The sequence below is a fragment of the Micromonospora sp. CPCC 206171 genome, assembly GCF_036906755.1.
Lineage (GTDB): Bacteria > Actinomycetota > Actinomycetes > Mycobacteriales > Micromonosporaceae > Micromonospora > Micromonospora purpureochromogenes.
On the sequence record NZ_JBAKHT010000009.1, the window covers coordinates 101,349 to 121,983 of the forward strand.

A 20,635-nucleotide genomic window follows, 5' to 3' on the forward strand; every position below is an offset into this window, starting at 1 on the left:
CCGAGTCACCTCAACGGCTGAGTCACTTCTTGGAGACCAGGGCCCGGCCGAAGAACATCAGGTTCGCGGGGCGCTCGGCGAGCCGGCGCATCAGGTAGCCGTACCAGTCCTCGCCGTAGGGCAGGTAGGTCCGCACGGTGTAGCCCTCGCCGACCAGCCGGGCCTGCTCCTCCGGCCGGATGCCGTACAGCATCTGGAACTCGAAGCGGTCCGGGCCGCGGTCGAACCAGCGGGCCCGGTCCTCGCCGATGGCGATCAGGCGCGGGTCGTGGGTGGCCAGCATCGGGTAGCCGTCCCCGGACATGAGCACGTTCAGGCAGCGGACGTACGACTTGTCCACCTCGCGGGCCGACTGGTACGCCACCGACTCCGGCTCCTTGTACGCGCCCTTGCAGAGCCGTACCCGGGACCCAGCGCCGGCCAGCTCGCGGCAGTCCGACTCGGTCCGCCGCAGGTACGCCTGGAGCACCGCGCCGGTGGCCGGGAAGTCCTTGCGCAGGTTGGCCAGGACGCTCAGCGTCGAGTCGGTGGTGGTGTGGTCCTCCATGTCGAGGGTGACCGTGGTGCCCGCCTCGTCGGCAGCCAGGCAGATGGCCCGCGCGTTGTCGTAGGAGAGCTGCTCGTCGAACTTCTGGCCGAGAGCGGAGAGCTTCACGCTGACCTCGGCGGGCGGGGTGAGCCCGGCGGCGGAGAGCAGCTTCAGCAGCTTGAGGTACTCGTCGCGGGTGGCGTTGGCCTGCTCGGGAGTGACGGTGTCCTCGCCGAGGTTGTCGATGGTGACCGCGAGGCCGTCGGCGACGAGTTCGCGGGTCGCGCGCAACGCGTCGTCGGTGCCGGCGCCGGCGACGAACCGGCGGACGACGTCCCGGGTGAACGGGGCCGTCGCGATGAGCCGCTCGACCTGGGATGACCGGGAGGCGGCAAGGATGACGGAACGGAGCATGAGCCGAGCGTAACGCCCGTGCACCGGGCTCCGTCGCGGGGCGGCCGAGCCGCCGCGACGGCCCGTGACAGCCGTCCCAATGGCATCACGAGCACCGTCCGGGGGACGACGGAAGTGGCGTCGATCAGCTACAACGATGCCGTGGATGGACACCCCCGCCGCCGGCTCCGGTCGGCCTCCGTGCAGCTGGGCGCGCTCACCGCCCTGGCGCTCGCCCTCTCCGGCTGCAACATGACCTCCGACGACGACGATGACGACGACTGCGCCCTCGGTCCGGCCGGCGGCGGGGACACGGTCGCGCTGGCGATGCGGGTACCGACGGTCACCACCGGCAGCGCCGGCGCCGAGCCCCGGCCGGTGGCCGCGGCCCTGCCCGAGCGCGGCGGTTTCGGCACCCACCTCGCCTCCTGCGGGGGCTGAGGTGCGGCGCGAGGCGGCCACCCCCCGCCCGGACTGGGACGCCACCATCCGCGAGCAGGGCCTGGTGTACGTCGACACCGAGCTGCCCGACGGCGGGACCATGTCGTACTGGGACGAGACGGCGGCGTACGCCTTCGACCTGACCGAGGTGCTGCGGCTCGAGGAAGCCACCGAGGAGCTGCACCGGATGTCGGTGGCCGCGGCCGAGCACGTCGTCGCCCGCGGCCGGTACGCCGAGTTCGGCATCCCGGCCTGGGCCGCCGAGGCGGTCGCCCGGTCGCTGCGCGAGGGTCCGCCGACCCTCTACGGCCGCTTCGATCTCGCCTATGACGGCAGTTGGCCGCCGAAGCTGCTGGAGTACAACGCCGACACCCCCACCGCCCTGGTGGAGGCGAGCATCATCCAGTGGTACTGGCTGGAGCAGACGCACCCGGACGCCGACCAGTGGAACAGCCTGCACGAGCGGCTGGTGGGCGCCTGGGCCAAGATCGGTGCCGGCCTGCACGACCGGCGGGTGCACGTGACCTGGTCGAACGAGGAGGAGTCGGGCGAGGACCAGATCACCGCCGGGTACCTGGCCGAGACCGCCCGCCAGGCCGGGCTGGACGTGACGCTGCTGCCGATCCAGCACGTCGGCTGGGACGGCCGGCGCTTCGTCGACGCCGACGACCACCCGGTGACCACCTGCTTCAAGCTCTACCCCTGGGAGTGGATGCTGGCCGAGCCGTACGGGCCGGCGGCGCTGGAGCCGGGCACCCCGACCACCTGGATCGAGCCGGCCTGGAAGCTGCTGCTGTCCAACAAGGCGCTGCTCGCCGTGCTCTGGGAGCTGTACCCGGGGCACGAGTACCTGCTGCCGGCGTACCTGGACTCGCCGCGCGGGATGGCGGAGTACGTGGCGAAGCCGCTGCTCGGCCGGGAGGGCGCCGCGGTGCGGATCGTCACCGGCGACACCGAGATCACCAATCCGGGCGACTACGGCGACGAGGGCTTCTGCTACCAGGAGTTCCGGGCGCTGCCGGACTTCGCCGGCAACCGTACGGTGCTGGGGAGCTGGATCGTCGACGGCGAGTCGGCCGGCGTCGGCCTGCGGGAGAGCGAGAGTCTCATCACTGACGGTTACGCGCGGTTCCTGCCGCACTACATCGACGCGCCGCGCGCCCCGTGAGTCGTCTACCGTTGGGGTCGTGAACTTCGACGCGTACGCCCGGACCGGCGTTGACCTCGTCAACGCCCGCCTGGACGACCTCGACGACCTGCGGGCCCTCTTCCCGGACGACAACGCGTGGATGCGCGACGAGGTCGCCGAACGGGACCTGGTGATCTTCCGGCGGGCGCAGAAGCGCCTGCGCGACGTGTTCGAGTTCGGCACCTCCGGGCGGGACGTCCAGGCGGTGGCCGAGCTGAACGCCCTGCTGGAGGCGTTCCCCGTGCAGCCGCGGATCTCCGGGCACGACTCCAGCGACTGGCACATGCACGTGACCAGCCGGGGCGCGTCGGTCAGCGCGGAATACCTGGCCGGCGCGGTCTGGGGCCTGTCGGTCTGGCTCTGCGAGTACGGCAGCGCCCGGTTCGGGGTCTGCGCGGACGAGCGCTGCGGCAACGTCTACCTGGACACCTCGTCCAACTGCTGCCGCCGGTTCTGCTCGGAGCGCTGCGCCACCCGCTCCCACGTGGCCGCCCACCGCGCCCGCAAGCGCGCCGCCGTCGGCGAGCAGCAGCTCCCCGTCCCCACCCAGGCCGACTCCCTCACCCCCGTCCCCTGACCCACCTGATCGCCCGGTCGATCAGGAAGTTGTCGCCCCGGCACGCCGAGGCGGAGGGCGACAACTTCCTGATCAACGGGGAGGCGCCGGGGCCGGGAGCGGTCAGGCGTCGACCGGGGAGGGGGCGGTGAGGTGGGCGCGGGCGAAGGCGAGGGCCTCGCGGAGGTCCGCCTCGCGGTCGGCGCGGCTCTTCGCGCCCCGGGTGGTGACCTCGACGGCCACCGAGCCGGTGAAGCCCCGGCCGGCCAGTGAGCGCAGCAGTTCGGCGCAGGGCTGGCTGCCGCGCCCGGGCACCAGGTGCTCGTCGCGCCCCTCGCCGGTGCCGTCGCCGAGGTGCACGTGCGCCAGCCGGTCGCCCATCCGGTCGGCCATCGCCAGCGAGTCGGTGTGCGAGGCGGCACAGTGCGACAGGTCGAGGGTGTACGAGGCGTACCCGGCCTCGGTCGGGTCCCAGCCGGGCACGTACGGCACGAACTGGCGGCCGGCCATCCGGACCGGGTACATGTTCTCCACCGGGAAGAGCAGGTCCGGGAACTCGCCGGCGATCGCGTCGAGCCCCTCGGCGAAGTTGCGGGCGTAGTCCCGCTGCCAGGTGAACGGCGGGTGCACCACCACGACCGGCGCGCCCAGGGTGGCGGCCAGCTCGGCCGAGCGGCGCAGCCGCTCCCAGGGGTCGGGGCTCCACACCCGCTGGGTCACCAGCAGGCACGGCGCGTGCACCGACAGGACCGGCACGCCGTAGTGCTCGGAGAGGCCGCGCAGCGCGCCGGCGTCCTGGCTCACGGCGTCGGTCCAGACCATCACCTCGACGCCGTCGTAGCCGAGCGCCGCGGCAAGCTGGAACGCCGCCGCGGTCCGCTCAGGGAAGACCGAGGAACTGGACAGGAGCACGGGGACGCGGGAAGTCACACCCCTCAGGGTAGCCCGACCCGTCCCCACGCCTCAGGACGAGCGGCGTCAAATGGCGCAGAACGACCGACGCGGATCACATCGGCTCCAGCTGATCCAGCCGGCGGAGGATGACGCCCTCCCGCAACGCCCACGGGCAGATGTCCAGCGCCGGGACGTCCAAGCGACGCATCACCGCCTCGGCCACCACCGCACCGCCGAGCAGCTGGTGCGCCCGCCCCGTGCTGACCCCCTCCAACTCCGCGAGCTGGGCCGGTGGGATGTGCCGGATGAAGCCGAGCACCTGCTGCAGCCCGGTGCGGGTGAGGCTGCGCCGGGCCCAGAGCCCGGCCGCGGACGGCGCCGCGCCGGCCAGCCGGGCCAGCATCCGGAAGGTTTTGGAGGTGGCGACAGGGCGCTCCCAGCCCACCCCGGCGAGCTTCTCCACCACCGGGTCGAGCAGCCCGTCGACGTACTCCCGCAGCTCCTCCACGGCCTCGGCGGACGGCGGCACCTGCCCGGTCGGGTCCACCCGCAGCCGCTCCCGGCTCAACCGCCCGGCCCCCAGCGGCAGGGAGACCGCGACGTCCGGGTCCTCGTCGATGCCGGCCGCCAGCTCCAGCGAGCCGCCGCCGATGTCCATCACCAGCAGCCGCCCCGCCGACCAGCCGAACCACCGCCGCACCGCCAGGAAGGTCATCCGCGCCTCGTCGGCGCCGGAGAGCACCTCCAGCCGTACGCCGGTCTCGTCGCGGACCCGGGCCAGCACCTCGGCGGCGTTGGTGGCGTCGCGCACCGCGGAGGTGGCGAAGGCGAGCAGGTCGTCGGCGGCCATCCCGGCGGCGGCGGTACGCGCCATGCCGACCGCCTTGACCAGCCCGTCGGCGCCCTCCTCGGTCAACGCTCCGTCCGGGCCGATCTGCTCGGCCAGCCGGAGCACCACCTTCTCCGAGTGCGCCGGCCAGGGGTGCGCCCCGTGGTGGGCGTCGACCACCAGCAGGTGCACCGTGTTGGAACCGACGTCGAGGACACCCAGTCGCATGCTGTCGACCCTAGGGCCAACACGTTTCCGCGGCTCGCCGGCCGGCCCCGGTCACCCCGCGTACGCTGGTCCGGGTGACGAGCCAGGTGGAACTGCACGTACTGGTGGACGACCCGAGCGACCCGCGCAGCCGCGAGGTGGAGCTGGACTTCCCCCGCGAGTGGATCGAGTTCATCGACCCGGCCGACGAGCGGCACCTCGTCCGCGCCGACCTGACCTGGCTGTTGTCCCGCTGGACGTGCGTCTTCGGCAAGGGCTGCCACGGCATCATCGCCGGCCGGGCCAGCGACGGCTGCTGCTCGCACGGCGCGTTCTTCACCGACGGCGACGACGAGAAGCGGGTCCGGGCGGCGGTCAAGCGACTCACGCCGCAGACCTGGCAGCACTTCCGCCGGGGCGTCAAGAACTGGACCGCGGACGACACGATCGACGGCAAGAACCCGGCGCGGCGCACCGCCACCCGGGACGTGGACGCGCCGTGCGTGTTCCTCAACGACGCCGACTTCCCCGGCGGTGGCGGCTGCGCCCTGCACGGCCAGGCGCTGCGCGACGGGGTGCACCCGCTGGAATACAAGCCGGACGTCTGCTGGCAGTTGCCGATCCGCCGCGAGCAGGACTGGACCAAGCGACCGGACAACACCAAGGTGCTGGTCTCCACGCTGACCGAGTTCGACCGGCGGGGCTGGGGTGCGGGCGGGCACGACCTGGACTGGTGGTGCACGTCGTCCACCGACGCGCACGTCGGCACCGAGCCGATGTACGTCTCGTACGGCCCGGAACTGACCGCGCTGATCGGCGCGCCCGCCTACGCGAAGCTGGCCGAGCTGTGTGGGGCGCGACTGCGCCAGGGCCAGGTCGCCCCGCACCCGGCCAGCGAGAGCTAACCGCCGAAGCTACTCCCGCGCGCCGGCCGGCAGGACGACCACCCCGTCGTCGTCGCTGTGCACGTCGGCTCCCGGGGTGAAGACGCAGTTGCCGAACGACACCGGCACGTCCCGCTCGCCGGCTCCCACCTTCGCGCTCTTGCGCGGGTTGGCGCCGAGCGCCTTGATGCCGATCGGCAGGCCGGCCAGCGCGGTGACGTCCCGGACCGCGCCGTTGATCACCACCCCCGCCCAGCCGTTCGCCGCCGCGGTGCCGGCGATCAGGTCGCCCATCAGGGCGGTGTGCACCGACCCGCCGCCGTCCACCACCAGCACCCGGCCGTCCCCCGGCTCGGCGACGATCGACTTGAGCAGGGCGTTGTCCTCGAAGCAGCGCACCGTGACGGCCGGCCCGGCGAAGGCGCGGGCGGCGCCGAACTGGCGTAGCTGGGTGTCGCACGAGCCGAGCACGTCGCCGTACCGGTCGTAGAGGTCGGCAGTCGGAGTCAGCATGGTTCTTCCCTCTCTGGTCGGGGTGTCGGATCGGAAGGTGGGCCCTGGTGCAGTCCGGTCGCGGCGACGGCCGCGCCGGCCAGGCCGGCGGCGGTGCAGGCGAGCACGCCCGCCGCCCCGGCACCGGCGGCGAGCGCGCCGGCGGCGCTCGGGATGACGACCTGGCCGAGCCGGTTGCCGGTGAGGCGCAGGGACATCGCCCGGCCCCGCAACCCGGGCGGGGCGGACTCGGCCAGGAACGACATGGTCAGCGGTTGCCCGGCGCCCAGACCCAGCCCGGAGACCGTGACCACCACCGCCATCGCCCCGAGCGGCAGGGGCGGCAGCAGCAGCCCGACACCGGCGGCGGAGAGGGCGACGGTGCCGATCAGCAGCCGGCGCCGGCCGACGGCGGCGACCAGCCGGCCCAGCAGCAGCCGCGAGGCCATCGACGCGACCGCCCGCAACCCCAGCAGTACGCCGATGGAGCCGGCGGCGATGCCCCGCTCGGCACCGAGGGCGGGCAGGTAGACCAGGGTGATGTCGACCGCCGCCAGGACGACGCAGCTGACCGCGAGGGCGCGCACCAGTCCGGGCTGGCGGAGCAGGCCGGCCAGTCCGCCGGCGGCCGGGCCCGCCGCCTGCCGGTGGTGCGCCGACGGGCGGAGAGACGCGGCGGCGACCAGCAGTGGCAGGGTGAGCGCGGTGGCGCCGAGGAAGATCGCCCCGGTGTCCGGGATCGGGCGGTCCCCGCCGAAGACCACGATCAGGCCGGGTCCCAACGCCTGGCCGAGCGAGGCGGCGAAGGTGTAGTAGCCGAAGGCCGCGTCGTACCGGTCCGCCGCGGTGCGGTTGGCGACCAACGCCTGCTGGCCCACCACTGCGCAGAGGTGGCCGGTGCCGAGCACCATGCTGGCCACGACCAGGCCGGCGACCGAGTCGGCGAAGAGCACGAAGCAGGCGCCGGCGGCGGCGAGCAGGCCCGACCCGGCCAGCACGATGCGGCGTTCGCCGAACCGGTCGACCGCGTGGCCGGAGGGAACCGCCAGCACCAGCGGCACGACGGCGAAGCTGGCCCCGAGCACGCCGAGCCAGGCCGCCGGCACGTCCAGGTCCAGGGCCCGGTACGCCGACGCCGGGCGCAGCATGAAGGTGGCCGCCTGCACCACGACGGTGTGGGTGAGCAGCAGGCCGGTCTGGCCGCGCCCGGGGACCCCGGAGCCCCCGGGCGCCACTCAGTCGGCCTTCACGGCGAGCACCGGGCACGGCACCCGGAGCAGGATCTCCTGCGCGGTCGACCCCATGATCAGCTTGCCCACCGGGGTGCGGTGCCGGATGCCGATCACCACCAGCGAGATCTCCTCCGCCTCGGCGATCTCGGCGATCTCCTCGGCCGCGTCCCGGCCCCGCACCAGCTGCCGGACGGTGTGCGGCACCCCGGTCAACTCGCGGGCCACCCGCGCCAGGTCACTCTCCTGGGCGAAGCGCGGGTCGACGTAGGCGTCGCCGCGCGAGGTGTTCACCACCAGCACCGGCTCGTCGCGGAAACGGGCCTGCTCGACGGCGGCCCGCAGGGCCGCCTCACCCAGGGCCGAGGGGACGTACCCCACCAGCACGGTCATCGGGTCACCAGCCTTTCCCGAACTCCTCGGACGACGAAGCGGCCGAGCACCGGCCAGAGCAGCACCACCAGGACCACGGCGTAGATCGTCCAGGAGACCCAGCCGCCGAGCAGGCCGTGCAGCTCGCCGCCGGAGAGCTGCAACGCCCGCCGGCCCTGGAGCTCGGCGCGCGGGCCGAGGATCACCCCGACGATCAGCGGCAGGATCGGCAGCCCGAACCGCCGCATGCCGAACCCGAGCAGGCCGAGGGTGAGCAGCAGGAACAGGTCGAACGGCTGGGCGTTGACCGCGTACGCGCCCATCGAGGCGAAGAAGAGGATCCCGGCGTAGAGGTACGGGCGGGGAATCCGCAGCAGCCGCGCCCAGGCGGGCGCGAGCGGCAGGTTCAGCACCAGCAGCAGCAGGTTGCCCACGAAGAGGCTGGCGATCAGCGTCCAGACCAGACCGGACTCCCGCTCGAAGAGCAGCGGGCCCGGCTGGATGCCGTACTGCTGGAAGGCGGCCAGCATCACCGCGGCGGTGGCGTTGGTGGGCAGGCCGATGGCCAGCATCGGCACCAGCGTGCCGGCGGCGGAGGCGTTGTTGGCCGCCTCCGGGCCGGCGACGCCCTCGATCGCGCCCCGGCCGAACTCCTCCGGGTACTTCGTCAGCTTCTTCTCGGTGGCGTACGACAGGAACGTCGGGATCTCCGCGCCGCCCGCCGGCAGCGCCCCGAACGGGAACCCGTACGCGGTGCCGCGCAGCCACGGCTTCCAGGACCGCTTCCAGTCCTGCCGCCCCATCCAGGGCCGGCCGACCGGGATCACCTCGGCGGCGCGGCGGCGCAGGTGCGCGGCGATCCAGAGCGCCTCGCCGACGGCGAAGATGCCGACCGCCACAACGACCACGTCGATGCCGTCGGCGAGTTGCGGAATGCCCAGGGTGAGCCGCTGCTGGCCGCTCACCGCGTCGATCCCGATGGTGCCGATGACCAGGCCGATCAGCAGCGAGGCGAAGCCGCGGACCCGGGACGCCCCGAGCACCGCGGTGACCGCCACGAACGACAGCAGCATCAGCGCGAAGTAGTCCGGCGCGCCGAGGCTGATCGCGAACTGCACCACCGGTGGGGTCACCACCACCAGCAGCAGGGTGGCGATGGTGCCGGCGACGAACGAGCCGATCGCGGCGGTGGCCAGCGCCTGCGCCGCGCGTCCCGCCTTCGCCATCTTGTTGCCCTCGATCGCGGTGACCACCGACGACGACTCGCCGGGGGTGTTCAGCAGGATCGAGGTGGTCGAGCCGCCGTACATGCCGCCGTAGAAGATGCCGGCGAACATGATGAACGCCTGGGTGGGCTCCATCCCGTAGGTGACCGGCAGCAGCAGCGCCACCGTCATCGCCGGGCCGATGCCGGGCAGCACGCCCACGGCGGTGCCGATGGTCACCCCGAGCAGCGCGATCAGCAGGTTCATCGGGGTCACCACGTTGGCGAACCCGTCGAGCAGGTTTCCGAGGTTGTCCATCACAGGATCCCTTGCAGCACGCCCGCGGGCAGGTTCACGCCGAGCCCGATGGCGAACGTGTAGAAGGTGATCAACGACAGCGCGACGGCGATCAGCAGGTTGCGCACGTGGTGCCGGTTGCCCAGCGCGAAGGCCGAGCCCCAGAAGAGCAGCGTGCCGCTGATCACCCAGCCGAGCCGGTCGATGAGCACCGCGTTGACCAGGAACGCGCCGATCAGCAGCAGCACCGTCCGCCAGTCGATCGGGGTGGTCAGGTCGACGTCCTCGCCGGCCTCCGGCTCACCGCTGCCGCCGCGCGCCACGTCCACCGCGTAGATCGCGGCCACGATCAGCAGCAGCACACCGAGCAGGATCGGCACGGGCTTCGGGCCGATCGGGTCGGCGGTGCTGATCGCGTGCCCGGTGCGCGCCGCGTCGACGATCACCAGCCCGCCGACCAGCGCCAGGAACGCGCAGACGGCGTACTGCGCCCGGTCCGGCTTCCCGGTCCGGGCCGCACCGTCGGCCGGGTTCGCGGCTGCGGGCGCGTCGTCGGCCGCGGCGGGCCGCGTCACCGCCGGCAGGCCCGGCGTACGCTCCGCGGCCGGCGGGACCGCCGCGGGGGTCGCCGGATCGGCGGCCCCTGCGGTCGGCTGCGCCGGGATCGGCGGTACGGCGGGGACGGTCCCCTCGCGCGCCGCCGGCCGGGGCGGCGGGTCGCCGCCCCGGTCCGGTGCGGTCGCCATGCCGGTCATGCCAGCCCGAGCTGCTTGAGCAGGTCGGCCACGGACTTGTCCTGCTCGGTGAGGAAGGTGGCGAACTGGTCGCCGGTGACGAAGGCGTCGGTCCAGCCCCGCTTGGCCAGCTCGGCCTTCCACTGGTCGGACTCGTGCATCTTCGTCAGCGCGTCGATCCAGACCTTCTTGTCGGCGTCGCTGATGCCGGGCGGCGCGACGATGCCCCGCCAGTTGGTGAAGACCAGGTCGATGCCGGCGGACTTGAGCGTCGGCACGTCCTTGAGGGCGTCGATCGGCGCCTCGCTGGTCACCGCGAGGACCCGGAGCTGGCCGGCCTCGACCTGGTCGAGGAACTCGCCGAAGCCGCTGGCGCCGAAGGCCACCTTGCCGCCGAGCACCGCCGGCAGCAGTTCGCCGCCGCCGTCGTACGAGACGAAGTTGACCTGGCGTGGGTCGATGCCGACGGTCTTGGCGAGCTGCATCGGCAGCAGGTGGTCCGGACCGCCGGGCGAGGAGCCCCCGCCGACGGCGATGCCCTTCGGGTTGGCCTTCCAGGCGGTGACGAGATCCTGGATCGTCTTGTACGGGGAGTCCTTCGGCACCACGATGGCGCCGGCCTCCTCGATCAGCTTGGCCAGCGGGGTGGTCTGGGTCAGCGTCGCCTTGGACTTGGAGGTGTAGGAGGCACCGACCACGCCCAGCCCCATCTGCATGGCGAGCTTGCCGTTGCCCTTCTCGTTGACGGTGCGCTGGAGGCCGACCGTGCCGCCCGCGCCGGGCAGGTTGAAGACCTGCACCCCGGTGGCGATCTTGGCGTCCTCCATCACCTTGGCCGCGGTACGGGCCGTGGTGTCGTACCCGCCGCCGGGGGTGTTCGGCACCATCAGCCGCAGCCCGGTGGCCGGCTTGCCGTCACCGCCGCCGGACGAGCCCTCGTTCTTGTCGGCGGTGGCGCCGCACGCGCCCAGCGCCAGCGCCGTGGCGGCGGCGACGCCCACGACCAGCAGTTTTCTCCGAGTTGCCATCATGTTTCTCTTCCATTTCGAAGGAGTCCGGCGGCAAGATGATGGCCCCCGGGCGGATCCCCTGTCTGCCTTCTGTCACCAGCGGAAATTGAGGTCTTTGTGGTCGCGGTCACGCCCCGCCGCACCTTGGCCGGGCAGTTGCTCGTACTCCAGCTCGCGATCATCGTGGTCGTGCTGGTGGCGGTGGCCGCCGTCTCGCTGGCCCAGTCCGAAGCGACCTTCAACCGGGTGGAGGGGCGGCGGGTGGCCGCCCTCGGCGAGGAGCTCGCCGGCAGCCCGTTGCTGCGCGACCGGCTCAACCAGCCGGCGCCGGCGGAGCTGGTCGCCCCGCTGGTGCAGAACGCGCTGAACCGGTCCGGGGTGACGTCGGTGACCGTGGCCGACGCCCGGGGGCGGGTGGTCAGCTCCACCGATCCGACGCTGGTGGGGAGCCAGCTCGTGCTCGGCGACCCCGACGTGGCGCGGGGCCGGGCCTGGTCCGGCGAGCTGGAGGTCGGCGGCTCCCGGGAGCTGGTGGCCCAGGTGCCGGTGCTCGGGGCTCGTGAGTACAACCTCGGCCGGCACCTCGGGGTGGTGATGATCGGCGAGGCCGCACCGACCTGGTCGGAGCGGCTGGTCGGCGCCTCGTCGTACCTCTTCACCTATCTCGGCATCGCCAGCCTGCTCGGGGTGGCCGGGTCGTGGCTGCTGGCCCGGCGGATCAAGCGGCAGACCCTGGGCCTGGAGCCGCGGGAGATCGCCGGCCTGGCCGAGCACCGGGAGGCGCTGCTGCACGGCATCGCCGAGGGGGTGATCGCGCTGGACCCGCAGCAACGGATCACCCTGGTCAACGCGGTCGGCCGCCGGCTGCTCGACCTGCCCGAGCACTGCCTCGGCCGCAGCCTCGCCGACCTGCGGATCTCCGGCCGGCTGCGGGACGTGCTGGCCGGCGCCGACGGCGGCCCGGAGGCCCGGGACGAGGTGGTGGTCCGGGGCGGTCGGGTGCTGGTGATGAACCGGATGACCGTGACCAAGGACGGCCGCAGGCTCGGCTCGGTGACCACCCTGCGGGACCGCACCGAGCTGGCCCGGCTGGAGCAGGAGATCGGCTCGTTCCGCAGCACCACCGAGCTGCTCCGGGCGCAGACCCACGAGTTCGCCAACCAGCTGCACACCATCTCCGGGCTGATCCAGATCGGCGAGCACGACGAGGTGGTCCGGTACGTCGACGCGCTCAGCCGGCACCGGGCCTCGCTGGACCTCACCGTCACCAGCCGGATCCACGACACGGCGGTGGCGGCCCTGCTGATGGCGAAGTCGGCGCTGGCCGCCGAGCGCCGGGTGGAGCTGCGGATCTCCGAGCGGACCGGCCTGGACCGGCTGGAGCCGGCGGTCGCCGCGGACGTCGCGACGGTGCTCGGCAACCTGGTCGACAACGCTGTCGAGGCGGTCGCCGGCGGCTGGGAGGGCCGGACCGCGCTGCCGTCCGGCAGCCCGGAGGGCGGCACCCCGGACGGCGGCAGCCCCGACGGCGGCGGACCCGGCGGCGGACCGGGCGGCGGCGGACCGGACGAGCCGGCCTGGGTGGAGGTCGAACTACGCCGGGACGCCTCGTCGGTGGAGATCGTGGTCCGCGACTCGGGGCCGGGGGTGGCTCCCCAACTGGCCCAGGAGGTCTTCACCCACGGCTTCACCACCAAGGCCGCCCGGGGTGGCGAACGGGGCATCGGACTGGCGCTCACCCGGCTGGTCTGTCACCGTCGCGGCGGTGAGGTCGCGGTGACGAACACCGAGGAGGGTGCGATGTTCACGGCCCGGATGTCGGTGACCGGCACTCTGGAGGGGGTCCGGTGATCGACGTACTGGTGGTCGACGACGACTTCATGGTGGCCCGGATCCACCGCGGCTTCGTCGAGCGGATCGACGGCTTCCGGGTGGTGGGTACGGCCAGCACCGGCGAACAGGCGATCGCCGCCGTCGACGAGCTCCGCCCCGACCTGGTGCTGCTCGACCTCTACCTGCCGGACATGTTCGGCCTGGACGTGGTGACCCGGCTGCGGGCCGCCCGGCACGACTGCGACGTGCTGGTGATCAGCGCGGCCCGGGAGGCCGAGGCGGTACGTCGGGCGGTCCGCTACGGCGCGGTCAACTACCTGCTCAAGCCGTTCGGCTTCGACGAGCTGCGGACCCGGCTGGAGCAGTACGCCGCCCGGCGCAACGCGCTGCGCGCCACGGTGGTGAGCGACCAGGCCGACGTGGACCGGGTGCTGTCCCGCAGCGGCGCGCACATCGCCACCTCGGCGCTGCCCCGGGGCCTCAGCGCGGAGACCGCCGAGCTGGTCGAACGTACCCTGCGGGGACACTCGGGGACGTTCTCCGCGGCCGAGTGCGCCAACGCGGTGGGCATCTCCCGGGTCAGCGCCCGGCGTTACCTGGAGCACTTCGCCGACACCGGGCGGGCGGAGGTCAACCTCCGGTACGGCTCCGCCGGCCGCCCGGAGCGTCGCTACGGCTGGGTTTCCTGACGTCTCCCGACGTCTCCTGACCGGCTTACGGCTCGAACTTGTAGCCGAGACCGCGCACGGTGACGATGAACCGCGGCGCGGACGGCTCCGGCTCGACCTTCGAGCGCAGCCGCTTGACGTGCACGTCCAGCGTCTTGGTGTCGCCGACGTAGTCGGCGCCCCAGACCCGGTCGATGAGCTGCCCCCGGGTGAGCACCCGGCCGGCGTTGCGCAGCAGCAGCTCCAGCAGCTCGAACTCCTTCAGCGGCAACTGGACCGCGGCGCCGTCGACGGTCACCACGTGCCGCTCGATGTCCATCCGGACCGGGCCGGCGGCCAGCGTCGGCGCGCCCGACTCGGTCACCTCGGGGCTTTGCCGGCGCAGCACCGCCCGGATCCGGGCCACCAGCTCCCGGGGCGAGTACGGCTTGGTGACGTAGTCGTCGGCCCCGATCTCCAGGCCGACCACCTTGTCGATCTCACTGTCCCGGGCGGTGACCATGATGATCGGTACGTGCGAGCGCTGCCGCAGCTGCCGGCAGACCTCCGTCCCGGACATCTCGGGGAGCATCAGGTCGAGCAGGACGATGTCCGCGCCGGTCCGGTCGAACTCGGTGAGGGCGGAGGGTCCCGTCGCGGCGACGGACACCTCGAAACCCTCCTTGCGGAGCATGTACGACAGGGCGTCGGAGAACGACTCCTCGTCCTCGACCACCAGAACGCGGCTCAACGGTGCTTCCTCTCGTGCGGTCAGACCTGGCGAAGCTCGGCCGGGCCGGCCTCGATCCCAGTCGACGGCAGTATCGTCTCCAGGTCGGCCGGGGGGCTGGCCGGTAACCGGAGGGTGAACGTCGATCCCCCACCAAGAGTGCTCGCCACCTCCACCCGGCCGCCATGGTTGCTGGCGATGTGTTTGACGATGGCCAGGCCGAGGCCGGTGCCACCGGTGGAGCGGGAGCGGGCCTGGTCGGCCCGGTAGAAGCGCTCGAAAATCCGGTCCACCTCGTTGGGGGCGATGCCGATGCCCTGGTCGGTGACGGCGATCTCGACGTGTTCCTCGTCGGCCCGGGTGGCGACCCGGACCGTGGTGCCCTCGCCGGAGTAGTTGATCGCGTTCTCCACCAGGTTGGCCACGGCGGTGGCGATCTGGGCGTCGCTGCCGTACACGGTCAGCCCCTTCTCGCCCTCGGTCACCACCTGGATATGCCGGGCGGCCGCGGTGGTTCGGGTCCGGTCGAGCACCTCGGCGACCACCCAGTCGACCGCGACCGGCTCCGGCGCGGGTTGCGGCTCCGCGCCCTGCAGCCGGGTCAACTCCAGCAACTCCTGCACCAGCCGGCCCAGCCGGGTCGACTCGTGCTGGATCCGTTCGGCGAACCGGCGGGCGGCGACCAGGTCCTCGGAGAGGTCCGGCGCGGCCGCCCCGGCGGGTTCGGTGGCGTCGAGCAGCGCCTCGGCGAGCAGTTGCAGCGCCCCGATGGGGGTCTTCAGCTCGTGGCTGACGTTGGCGACGAAGTCCCGGCGGACCCGGGCCAGCCGGTGCGACTCGGTGACGTCGGCTGCCTCGATCGAGATGTAGCCGGCGCCGAGCCCCATCGCCCGCAGGTGCACCCCGAGCGGGTTCACGCCGGGGTTGTCGCGGCCGCGCGGCAGGTCCAGCTCGATCTCGCGCCGCACGCCGGTGCGGCGCACCTGCCCGGCGAGGGTACGGATCAGCGGGTGGGCGGCGATGGAGCCGGGTGTGGGGCCGGTGCGGAGCAGGCCCATCGCCCGGGCGGCCGGGTTGACCAGCACGGGCACGTCGTCCGGGTCGAGCACGACCACGCCGGCGCGCAGTGAGTCGATCGTCTTGCGGCCGAGCCCGGTGAGGCCGCCCTGCTGGTCGTCGGGAATCGCGAGCCTCCCTGAGCTCCAGCGGGAGCGACCGCTCCCCGACGACGCCGCCCGGCGCCGCCACTCGCGGACGGGCCCGGACAGCAGCAGACCGGCGACCAGGCCGGTCGCCAGCGCCACGGCCACCACGGCCGCCCCCACCCATTCCACCCGGCGATCGTAGGGTCATTGTTAACCTGGCTATCGCCCATAACGGGACGAATCATCCTCACTTCCGCAGAAGTTCACTCCCGGGCCTCGCGTCGTTCACCGGAGTTCACCTGGGATCCGCTCCCCCCGCCTACGGTTGGCGCGCACCCGCTCGACCCGTACGCCGGACGCCCCCCTGGGGCCCGGCGGCACCGACCCCAGGAAGTGACGATGCGCGACGAGTTCCGGGCCGACCTGCAGATTGTCAGCCAGCTGCTGGTGGACATGGCGGAAGGGGTCCGCGCCGCGATGCGCCAGGCCACCCGCGGCCTGCTCACCGCCGACCGTGAGGCGTCCGAGGCCGTGATCGCGCGGGACGCTGAGATCGACGACCTCTACCAGCACGTCGAGGAGCGGGTCTGCGACCTGCTCGCCCGGCAGGCGCCGGTCGCCTCCGATCTGCGGGCCATGATCACCGCACTGCACGTCGCGGCAGACCTGGAGCGGATGGGCGACCTGGCCGACCACGTGGCCAAGACGGCACTGCGTCGGCACCCGTCGCCGGCGGTGCCGGCCGAGCTGCGGCCGGTCTTCACCGACATGGCCGCCATCGCCGATCGGATGGCGGAGAAGATCGGCACGGTGCTGGCCAAGCCCGACGCCGACCTCGCCGCCGAGCTGGACCGCGACGACGACGCCATGGACGACCTGCACAAGAGCCTGTTCGGCGTGCTGCTCGGCGACGACTGGCCGTACGGGGTGGAGACGGCGATCGACGCCACCCTGCTCGGCCGCTTCTACGAGCGCTTCGCCGACCACGCGGTGAACGCCGGCGAGCACGTGGTCTACCTGATCACCGGGCAGACCACCCCCTCGGCGAGCTGACCCGGGCGACGACGAAGGCCCCCGGTCCGTGCGGACCGGGGGCCTGTCGCGGGTACGTCAGCGGCCCTGGTTGGCCACCGCGGCGGCGGCCTCCTTGGCGGCGGTCGGGTCGAGGTAGGTGCCGCCCAGGGTGTGCGGGCGCAGCTGGGCGTCGAGGTCGTAGCGCAGCGGGATGCCGGTGGGGATGTTCAGCTTGGCGATCGCCTCGTCGCTGATCTGGTCGAGGTGCTTGACCAGGGCGCGCAGCGAGTTGCCGTGCGCGGCCACCAGCACCGTACGGCCGGCCAGGATGTCCGGCACGATCGAGTCGTACCAGTACGGCAGCATCCGCTCGACGACGTCCTTGAGACACTCGGTGCGCGGCATCAGCTCGGTCGGCAGCAGCGCGTAGCGCGGGTCGCCGACCTGCGAGAACTCGTCGTCATCCGAGATCGGGGGCGGCGGGGTGTCGTACGACCGGCGCCAGAGCATGAACTGCTCCTCGCCGTACTCCTCCAGGGTCTGCTTCTTGTTCTTGCCCTGGAGGGCGCCGTAGTGCCGCTCGTTGAGCCGCCACGACCGGCGCACCGCGATCCAGTGCCGGTCGGCGGCGTTGAGCGCCAGCTCGGCGGTGCGGATCGCGCGGCGCATCACGCTGGTGTGCACCACGTCGGGCAGCAGGTTGTGCTCGCGCAGCAGTTCGCCGCCGCGCCGCGCCTCGTTCTCGCCCTTCTCGGTCAGGTCGACGTCCACCCAGCCGGTGAAGAGGTTCTTGGCGTTCCAGTCACTCTCGCCGTGCCGCAGCAGGACCAGCGTCCCGACGGTGGGCCCCTCGCTCGCAGTCATGCCGATCATCCTGCCGCACCCCGCCGGTGGACACGCGGGTGGTGGCCGTGACGACCACCACGTGGAAAAACCGATGACCCGCGTTCCGGGCCGGCACTAGGTTGTAAGGCGCTTAGAACTTGGCGGTCATTACCAAAGCGGGGGGCGCGGGCGTGCGGACGGTGCGAAGTTGGTTCCAGGACACCACCGGAGGGCTGCCGAGGACCTTCTGGTACCTCTGGACCGGCACCCTGATCAACCGGCTCGGTTCGTTCGTCCTGGTCTTCCTCGCCATCTACCTCACCCAGGAACGCGGCTTCTCCCCCACCCAGGCCGGCCTGGTGCTGGGCCTGTGGGGCGTCGGCGGCGCGGTCGGCACCACCGTCGGTGGCACGCTCACCGACCGCTGGGGACGGCGGCCCACGCTGCTCACCGCGCACCTCGGCGCGGCCACCATGATGCTCGCGCTCGGCTTCGCCCGGCCGCTCTGGGCGGTGGCCACGGGCGCGCTGCTGCTCGGCATGTTCGCCGAGGCGGCCCGGCCGGCGTTCGGCGCCATGATGATCGACGTGGTGCCGGAGAAGGACCGGTTGCGCGCCTTCTCGCTGAACTACTGGGCGATCAACCTCGGCTTCGCCTGCGCCGCGGTGCTCGCCGGGTTCGCCGCACAGGCCGGCTACCTGCTGCTCTTCGTGGTCGACGCGGCCACCACCGTGGTCACCGCGCTGATCATCTTCACCCGCGTCAGGGAGACCCGCCGGGTCTCGGTCGCCCCGGCCCGCCCGGGTGGCGCCGCCCCGCTCGGCGCGCTGCGCACCATCGCCACCGACCGGGTCTTCCTGGGCTTCGTGGCACTGAACCTGTTCGCCGCGCTGGTCTTCCTCCAGCACATCTCGATGCTGCCAATCGCGATGGGTGACTCGGGGCTCAGCCCCGCCACCTACGGCTCGGTGATCGCGCTCAACGGTGTGCTGATCGTCGTCGGGCAGCTCTTCGTGCCCCGGCTGATCAGGGGGCGCAGCCGGTCGCACGTGCTCGCCCTGGCCTCGCTGGTGATGGGCGTCGGTTTCGGCCTGACCGCGTTCGCCGACGCCGCCTGGTTCTACGGCCTCACCGTGCTGATCTGGACCCTCGGCGAGATGCTCAACTCGCCGTCCAACGCCACCCTCATCGCCGAGCTCTCCCCCGACCGGCTGCGCGGTCGCTACCAGGGCGTCTTCTCGCTGTCCTGGCAGATCGCCGGGGCGGTCGCGCCGATCCTCGGCGGCCTGGTCCGGGAACGGGCCGGCAACACCGAACTCTGGCTCGGCTGCGCCGCCATCGGCGCACTGATGGCGGTGGCCCACCTGGTCTCCGGGCCGGCCCGCGAGCGGCGGGCCGCCCAGCTCCGGCCGGCGACGCAGCCGGTCACGCCGGTCACCGCCGTCCGGCAGCCGGCTCCCCAGGCGGCCGAGGCCGCCGCCACCGCCCCGGCCGAGCCGGTCGCGGCCCACACCCCGTCCTGAGTACGCCGACCGCCGGCACCCCGACCGGGCACGCGGACCGGCGGGGTCGCTACCGCCCGCCCGGCCCGAATCGTTGACGACACCAGCTCGACAGGACCTCCGACCACCGTCCGCCTCCGGCCCGCCCGAACCCGCCCGTGCCGTAATCCGAGGCGCCACCTCCGGGTCCGCCCCGGGTGATCACCGACACGGTGGCGAGGTCGCGCGGGGCTGCATACGGTCGGGAACGTATCGGTTAACAAAGTTTCTGGAGGACGGGTGCGCGGGTTGCGGCGCTGGTGGGACGGAACTGCCGGCGGTCTGCCCGCCACCTTCTGGTACCTCTGGGCGGGGCTGCTGGTCAACCGGGCCGGCGCCTTCGCGGTGCTCTTCCTGTCGCTCTACCTCACCGAGGCGCGCGGGGCCAGCGAGTCGCTGGCCGGCGCGGTGGTCGGTGCGTACGGGGCCGGCGGGGCGGTCGGGGTGCTGCTCGGCGGGGTGCTGGCGGACCGCTGGGGCCGGCGGGCCACCCTGCTCGCCGCGCACCTGGCGGCGGCGGGGCTGATGGTGGGGCTGGCGTTCAGCCGGCACCTGGCGGTGATCGCGGCGCTGGCCGCGCTGGTCGGGATCGCGCACTCGATGCCGAGTCCGGCCTTCGTGGCGGCGATCGTGGACGTGGTCCCCGAGCACCGCCGCTCCCGCGCGTTCAACCTCCAGTTCTGGGCGTTCAACCTCGGCATGGCGGTGGCCTCGCTGCTGGCCGGGCTGCTGGCCGAGGCGAGCTTCCTCGCGCTCTTCCTGGTCGACGCCGTCGCCACCCTGGCCGCCGCCGCGCTGATCGCCTGGAAGGTCCCGGAGACCCTGCCCCGCCGCCGCACCGGACCGGTGGAGACCCGCCCGGACCCGGCCGGGACCGGGCGCGCCGCCGGGGAGCCGGTGGCCGCGGGCGCCAGGATCGTCGGGGAGCCGGTGGCCGTGGGCGCCCGGACCGTCGGCGAGGTGGCCGCGGGCGCCGGGCGATCCCGGCCGCCGGGGCTGCACACCGCGCTGACCGACCGGACCTTCCTGGTCTTCGTCGGGCTCACCTTCGTGCTGGCCGTGCTCACCATGCAGACCTCGACGATCATGCCGCTGGCCATGCGCGCGGACGGCCTCAGCCCGTCGGCGTACGGGATCGTGGTGGCGCTGGGCGGCGCGCTGATCGTGGTGGGGCAGCTCTTCGTACCCGGGTTGATCGACCGGCGTCGGGCGCACCGGGTGCTGGCCCTCTCCACCGGCCTGCTGGCGGTGGGGTTCGGTGCGCTGGCCGTCGCCGACCAGCTCTGGGTGTACCTGGCCGCCGCGGTGGTCTGGACGGTCGGCTCGATGCTCGCCGCGCCGCCGAACGCGCAGATCAACGCCGACCTGGCCCCGCCCGAGCTGCGGGCGCGCTACCAGTCGGTGTTCTACCTGACCTTCCCGGCCGCGTCCTTCGTCGCGCCGACGCTGGGCGGGGTGAGCCTGCAGTACCTCGGGGAGCGGCACTGGCTGGTGGTGGCCGCCCTGGGTCTGCTCGCCGCGGGCGGGCACCTGCTGGCCGGGCCGAGCCGGGAGCGTCGGGTGGCGGCGCGGCGGGTGGCCGCACCGACGCGCGCCTCGCAGCCGGTGGGCTGACGGCAGAACGCCCACCACGACCGTG

At 73.1% G+C, this 20,635-nt stretch carries 21 protein-coding genes; 9 read left to right on the forward strand and 12 right to left on the reverse strand.

What is annotated here, in order from left to right:
• Positions 1-22 precede the first annotated feature (22 nt).
• Entirely contained in the window at positions 23-943 is a 921-nt protein-coding gene (locus tag V6U89_RS13505) for a proline dehydrogenase family protein (RefSeq protein ID WP_334571313.1), read from the reverse strand.
• A 141-nt stretch (positions 944-1,084) separates the two neighbouring features.
• On the opposite strand from V6U89_RS13505, the gene V6U89_RS13510 reads away from it, so the two are divergent.
• The 3 genes from V6U89_RS13510 to V6U89_RS13520 are packed head-to-tail and all read left to right on the forward strand — an operon-like array spanning position 1,085 to position 3,129.
• On the forward strand, positions 1,085-1,363 hold the full coding sequence (locus V6U89_RS13510; protein ID WP_334571314.1) for a hypothetical protein: 279 nt from the start codon (positions 1,085-1,087) through the stop codon (positions 1,361-1,363).
• Between the two features lies 1 nt (position 1,364).
• Positions 1,365-2,531 (forward strand): glutathionylspermidine synthase family protein, encoded by a 1,167-nt coding sequence (locus V6U89_RS13515; RefSeq protein WP_334571315.1) that lies wholly within the window; start codon positions 1,365-1,367, stop codon positions 2,529-2,531.
• A gap of 19 nt (positions 2,532-2,550) precedes the next feature.
• Positions 2,551-3,129 carry a CGNR zinc finger domain-containing protein gene (locus tag V6U89_RS13520; protein WP_334571316.1) on the forward strand — a complete coding sequence of 193 codons (579 nt, stop codon included), beginning with the start codon at positions 2,551-2,553 and terminating at the stop codon, positions 3,127-3,129.
• Between the two features lie 102 nt (positions 3,130-3,231).
• On the opposite strand, the gene V6U89_RS13525 is transcribed toward V6U89_RS13520, so the two are convergent.
• Together V6U89_RS13525 and V6U89_RS13530 are read right to left on the reverse strand one after the other, a co-directional pair.
• On the reverse strand, positions 3,232-4,038 hold the full coding sequence (locus tag V6U89_RS13525; RefSeq protein WP_334571317.1) for a sugar phosphate isomerase/epimerase family protein: 807 nt from the start codon (positions 4,036-4,038) through the stop codon (positions 3,232-3,234).
• Between the two features lie 76 nt (positions 4,039-4,114).
• A complete protein-coding gene (locus tag V6U89_RS13530) occupies positions 4,115-5,059 on the reverse strand; it encodes a Ppx/GppA phosphatase family protein (RefSeq protein ID WP_334571318.1) in 945 nt (314 codons plus the stop codon).
• A 74-nt stretch (positions 5,060-5,133) separates the two neighbouring features.
• Between V6U89_RS13530 and V6U89_RS13535 the strand changes: the two genes are divergently transcribed.
• On the forward strand, positions 5,134-5,943 hold the full coding sequence (locus tag V6U89_RS13535) for a hypothetical protein (RefSeq protein WP_334571319.1): 810 nt from the start codon (positions 5,134-5,136) through the stop codon (positions 5,941-5,943).
• 9 nt (positions 5,944-5,952) lie between these two features.
• Here V6U89_RS13535 and rraA read toward each other — a convergent pair whose 3' ends face one another.
• From rraA to V6U89_RS13565, 6 genes are read right to left on the reverse strand one after another with little or no spacing between them, the layout of a single operon-like run.
• A complete protein-coding gene (rraA, locus tag V6U89_RS13540) occupies positions 5,953-6,435 on the reverse strand; it encodes a ribonuclease E activity regulator RraA (RefSeq protein WP_334571320.1) in 483 nt (160 codons plus the stop codon).
• The gene (locus V6U89_RS13545; RefSeq protein ID WP_334571321.1) at positions 6,429-7,649 is read right to left on the reverse strand and encodes an MFS transporter; all 1,221 of its coding nucleotides are present in this window, start codon (positions 7,647-7,649) and stop codon (positions 6,429-6,431) included. The genes rraA and V6U89_RS13545 overlap by 7 nt, the downstream gene beginning before the upstream one ends.
• On the reverse strand, positions 7,650-8,036 hold the full coding sequence (locus V6U89_RS13550) for a universal stress protein (RefSeq protein ID WP_334571322.1): 387 nt from the start codon (positions 8,034-8,036) through the stop codon (positions 7,650-7,652). It abuts the gene before it with no gap.
• Entirely contained in the window at positions 8,033-9,538 is a 1,506-nt protein-coding gene (locus V6U89_RS13555; RefSeq protein ID WP_334571323.1) for a tripartite tricarboxylate transporter permease, read from the reverse strand. The genes V6U89_RS13550 and V6U89_RS13555 overlap by 4 nt, the downstream gene beginning before the upstream one ends.
• Positions 9,538-10,263 (reverse strand): tripartite tricarboxylate transporter TctB family protein, encoded by a 726-nt coding sequence (locus tag V6U89_RS13560; RefSeq protein WP_334571324.1) that lies wholly within the window; start codon positions 10,261-10,263, stop codon positions 9,538-9,540. The genes V6U89_RS13555 and V6U89_RS13560 overlap by 1 nt, the downstream gene beginning before the upstream one ends.
• Before the next feature lie 5 nt (positions 10,264-10,268).
• A complete protein-coding gene (locus tag V6U89_RS13565; RefSeq protein ID WP_334571325.1) occupies positions 10,269-11,282 on the reverse strand; it encodes a Bug family tripartite tricarboxylate transporter substrate binding protein in 1,014 nt (337 codons plus the stop codon).
• Positions 11,283-11,378: 96 nt separating this feature from the next.
• On the opposite strand from V6U89_RS13565, the gene V6U89_RS13570 reads away from it, so the two are divergent.
• Both V6U89_RS13570 and V6U89_RS13575 read left to right on the forward strand, forming a co-directional pair.
• Complete coding sequence (locus tag V6U89_RS13570) at positions 11,379-13,112, forward strand: sensor histidine kinase (RefSeq protein ID WP_334571326.1); 1,734 nt, start codon at positions 11,379-11,381, stop codon at positions 13,110-13,112.
• Positions 13,109-13,783, forward strand: a complete 675-nt coding sequence (locus V6U89_RS13575; protein WP_280839437.1) for a response regulator — start codon at positions 13,109-13,111, stop codon at positions 13,781-13,783. The genes V6U89_RS13570 and V6U89_RS13575 overlap by 4 nt, the downstream gene beginning before the upstream one ends.
• A 25-nt stretch (positions 13,784-13,808) precedes the next feature.
• Here the strand turns inward: V6U89_RS13575 and V6U89_RS13580 are convergent, their stop codons facing one another.
• Both V6U89_RS13580 and V6U89_RS13585 read right to left on the reverse strand, forming a co-directional pair.
• A complete protein-coding gene (locus V6U89_RS13580; RefSeq protein ID WP_154941669.1) occupies positions 13,809-14,492 on the reverse strand; it encodes a response regulator transcription factor in 684 nt (227 codons plus the stop codon).
• A gap of 20 nt (positions 14,493-14,512) precedes the next feature.
• Positions 14,513-15,784 carry a sensor histidine kinase gene (locus tag V6U89_RS13585; protein ID WP_334571409.1) on the reverse strand — a complete coding sequence of 424 codons (1,272 nt, stop codon included), beginning with the start codon at positions 15,782-15,784 and terminating at the stop codon, positions 14,513-14,515.
• A gap of 231 nt (positions 15,785-16,015) precedes the next feature.
• Here V6U89_RS13585 and phoU point away from each other — a divergent pair, with 231 nt between their 5' ends.
• Complete coding sequence (gene phoU / locus V6U89_RS13590; RefSeq protein WP_334571327.1) at positions 16,016-16,669, forward strand: phosphate signaling complex protein PhoU; 654 nt, start codon at positions 16,016-16,018, stop codon at positions 16,667-16,669.
• A 57-nt stretch (positions 16,670-16,726) separates the two neighbouring features.
• On the opposite strand, the gene V6U89_RS13595 is transcribed toward phoU, so the two are convergent.
• The gene (locus tag V6U89_RS13595; RefSeq protein ID WP_334571328.1) at positions 16,727-17,494 is read right to left on the reverse strand and encodes a phosphoglyceromutase; all 768 of its coding nucleotides are present in this window, start codon (positions 17,492-17,494) and stop codon (positions 16,727-16,729) included.
• A 152-nt stretch (positions 17,495-17,646) separates the two neighbouring features.
• Between V6U89_RS13595 and V6U89_RS13600 the strand changes: the two genes are divergently transcribed.
• Together V6U89_RS13600 and V6U89_RS13605 are read left to right on the forward strand one after the other, a co-directional pair.
• Positions 17,647-18,978 carry an MDR family MFS transporter gene (locus V6U89_RS13600; RefSeq protein WP_334571330.1) on the forward strand — a complete coding sequence of 444 codons (1,332 nt, stop codon included), beginning with the start codon at positions 17,647-17,649 and terminating at the stop codon, positions 18,976-18,978.
• Positions 18,979-19,236: 258 nt separating this feature from the next.
• On the forward strand, positions 19,237-20,610 hold the full coding sequence (locus V6U89_RS13605; RefSeq protein WP_334571331.1) for an MFS transporter: 1,374 nt from the start codon (positions 19,237-19,239) through the stop codon (positions 20,608-20,610).
• Positions 20,611-20,635: the final 25 nt, after the last annotated feature.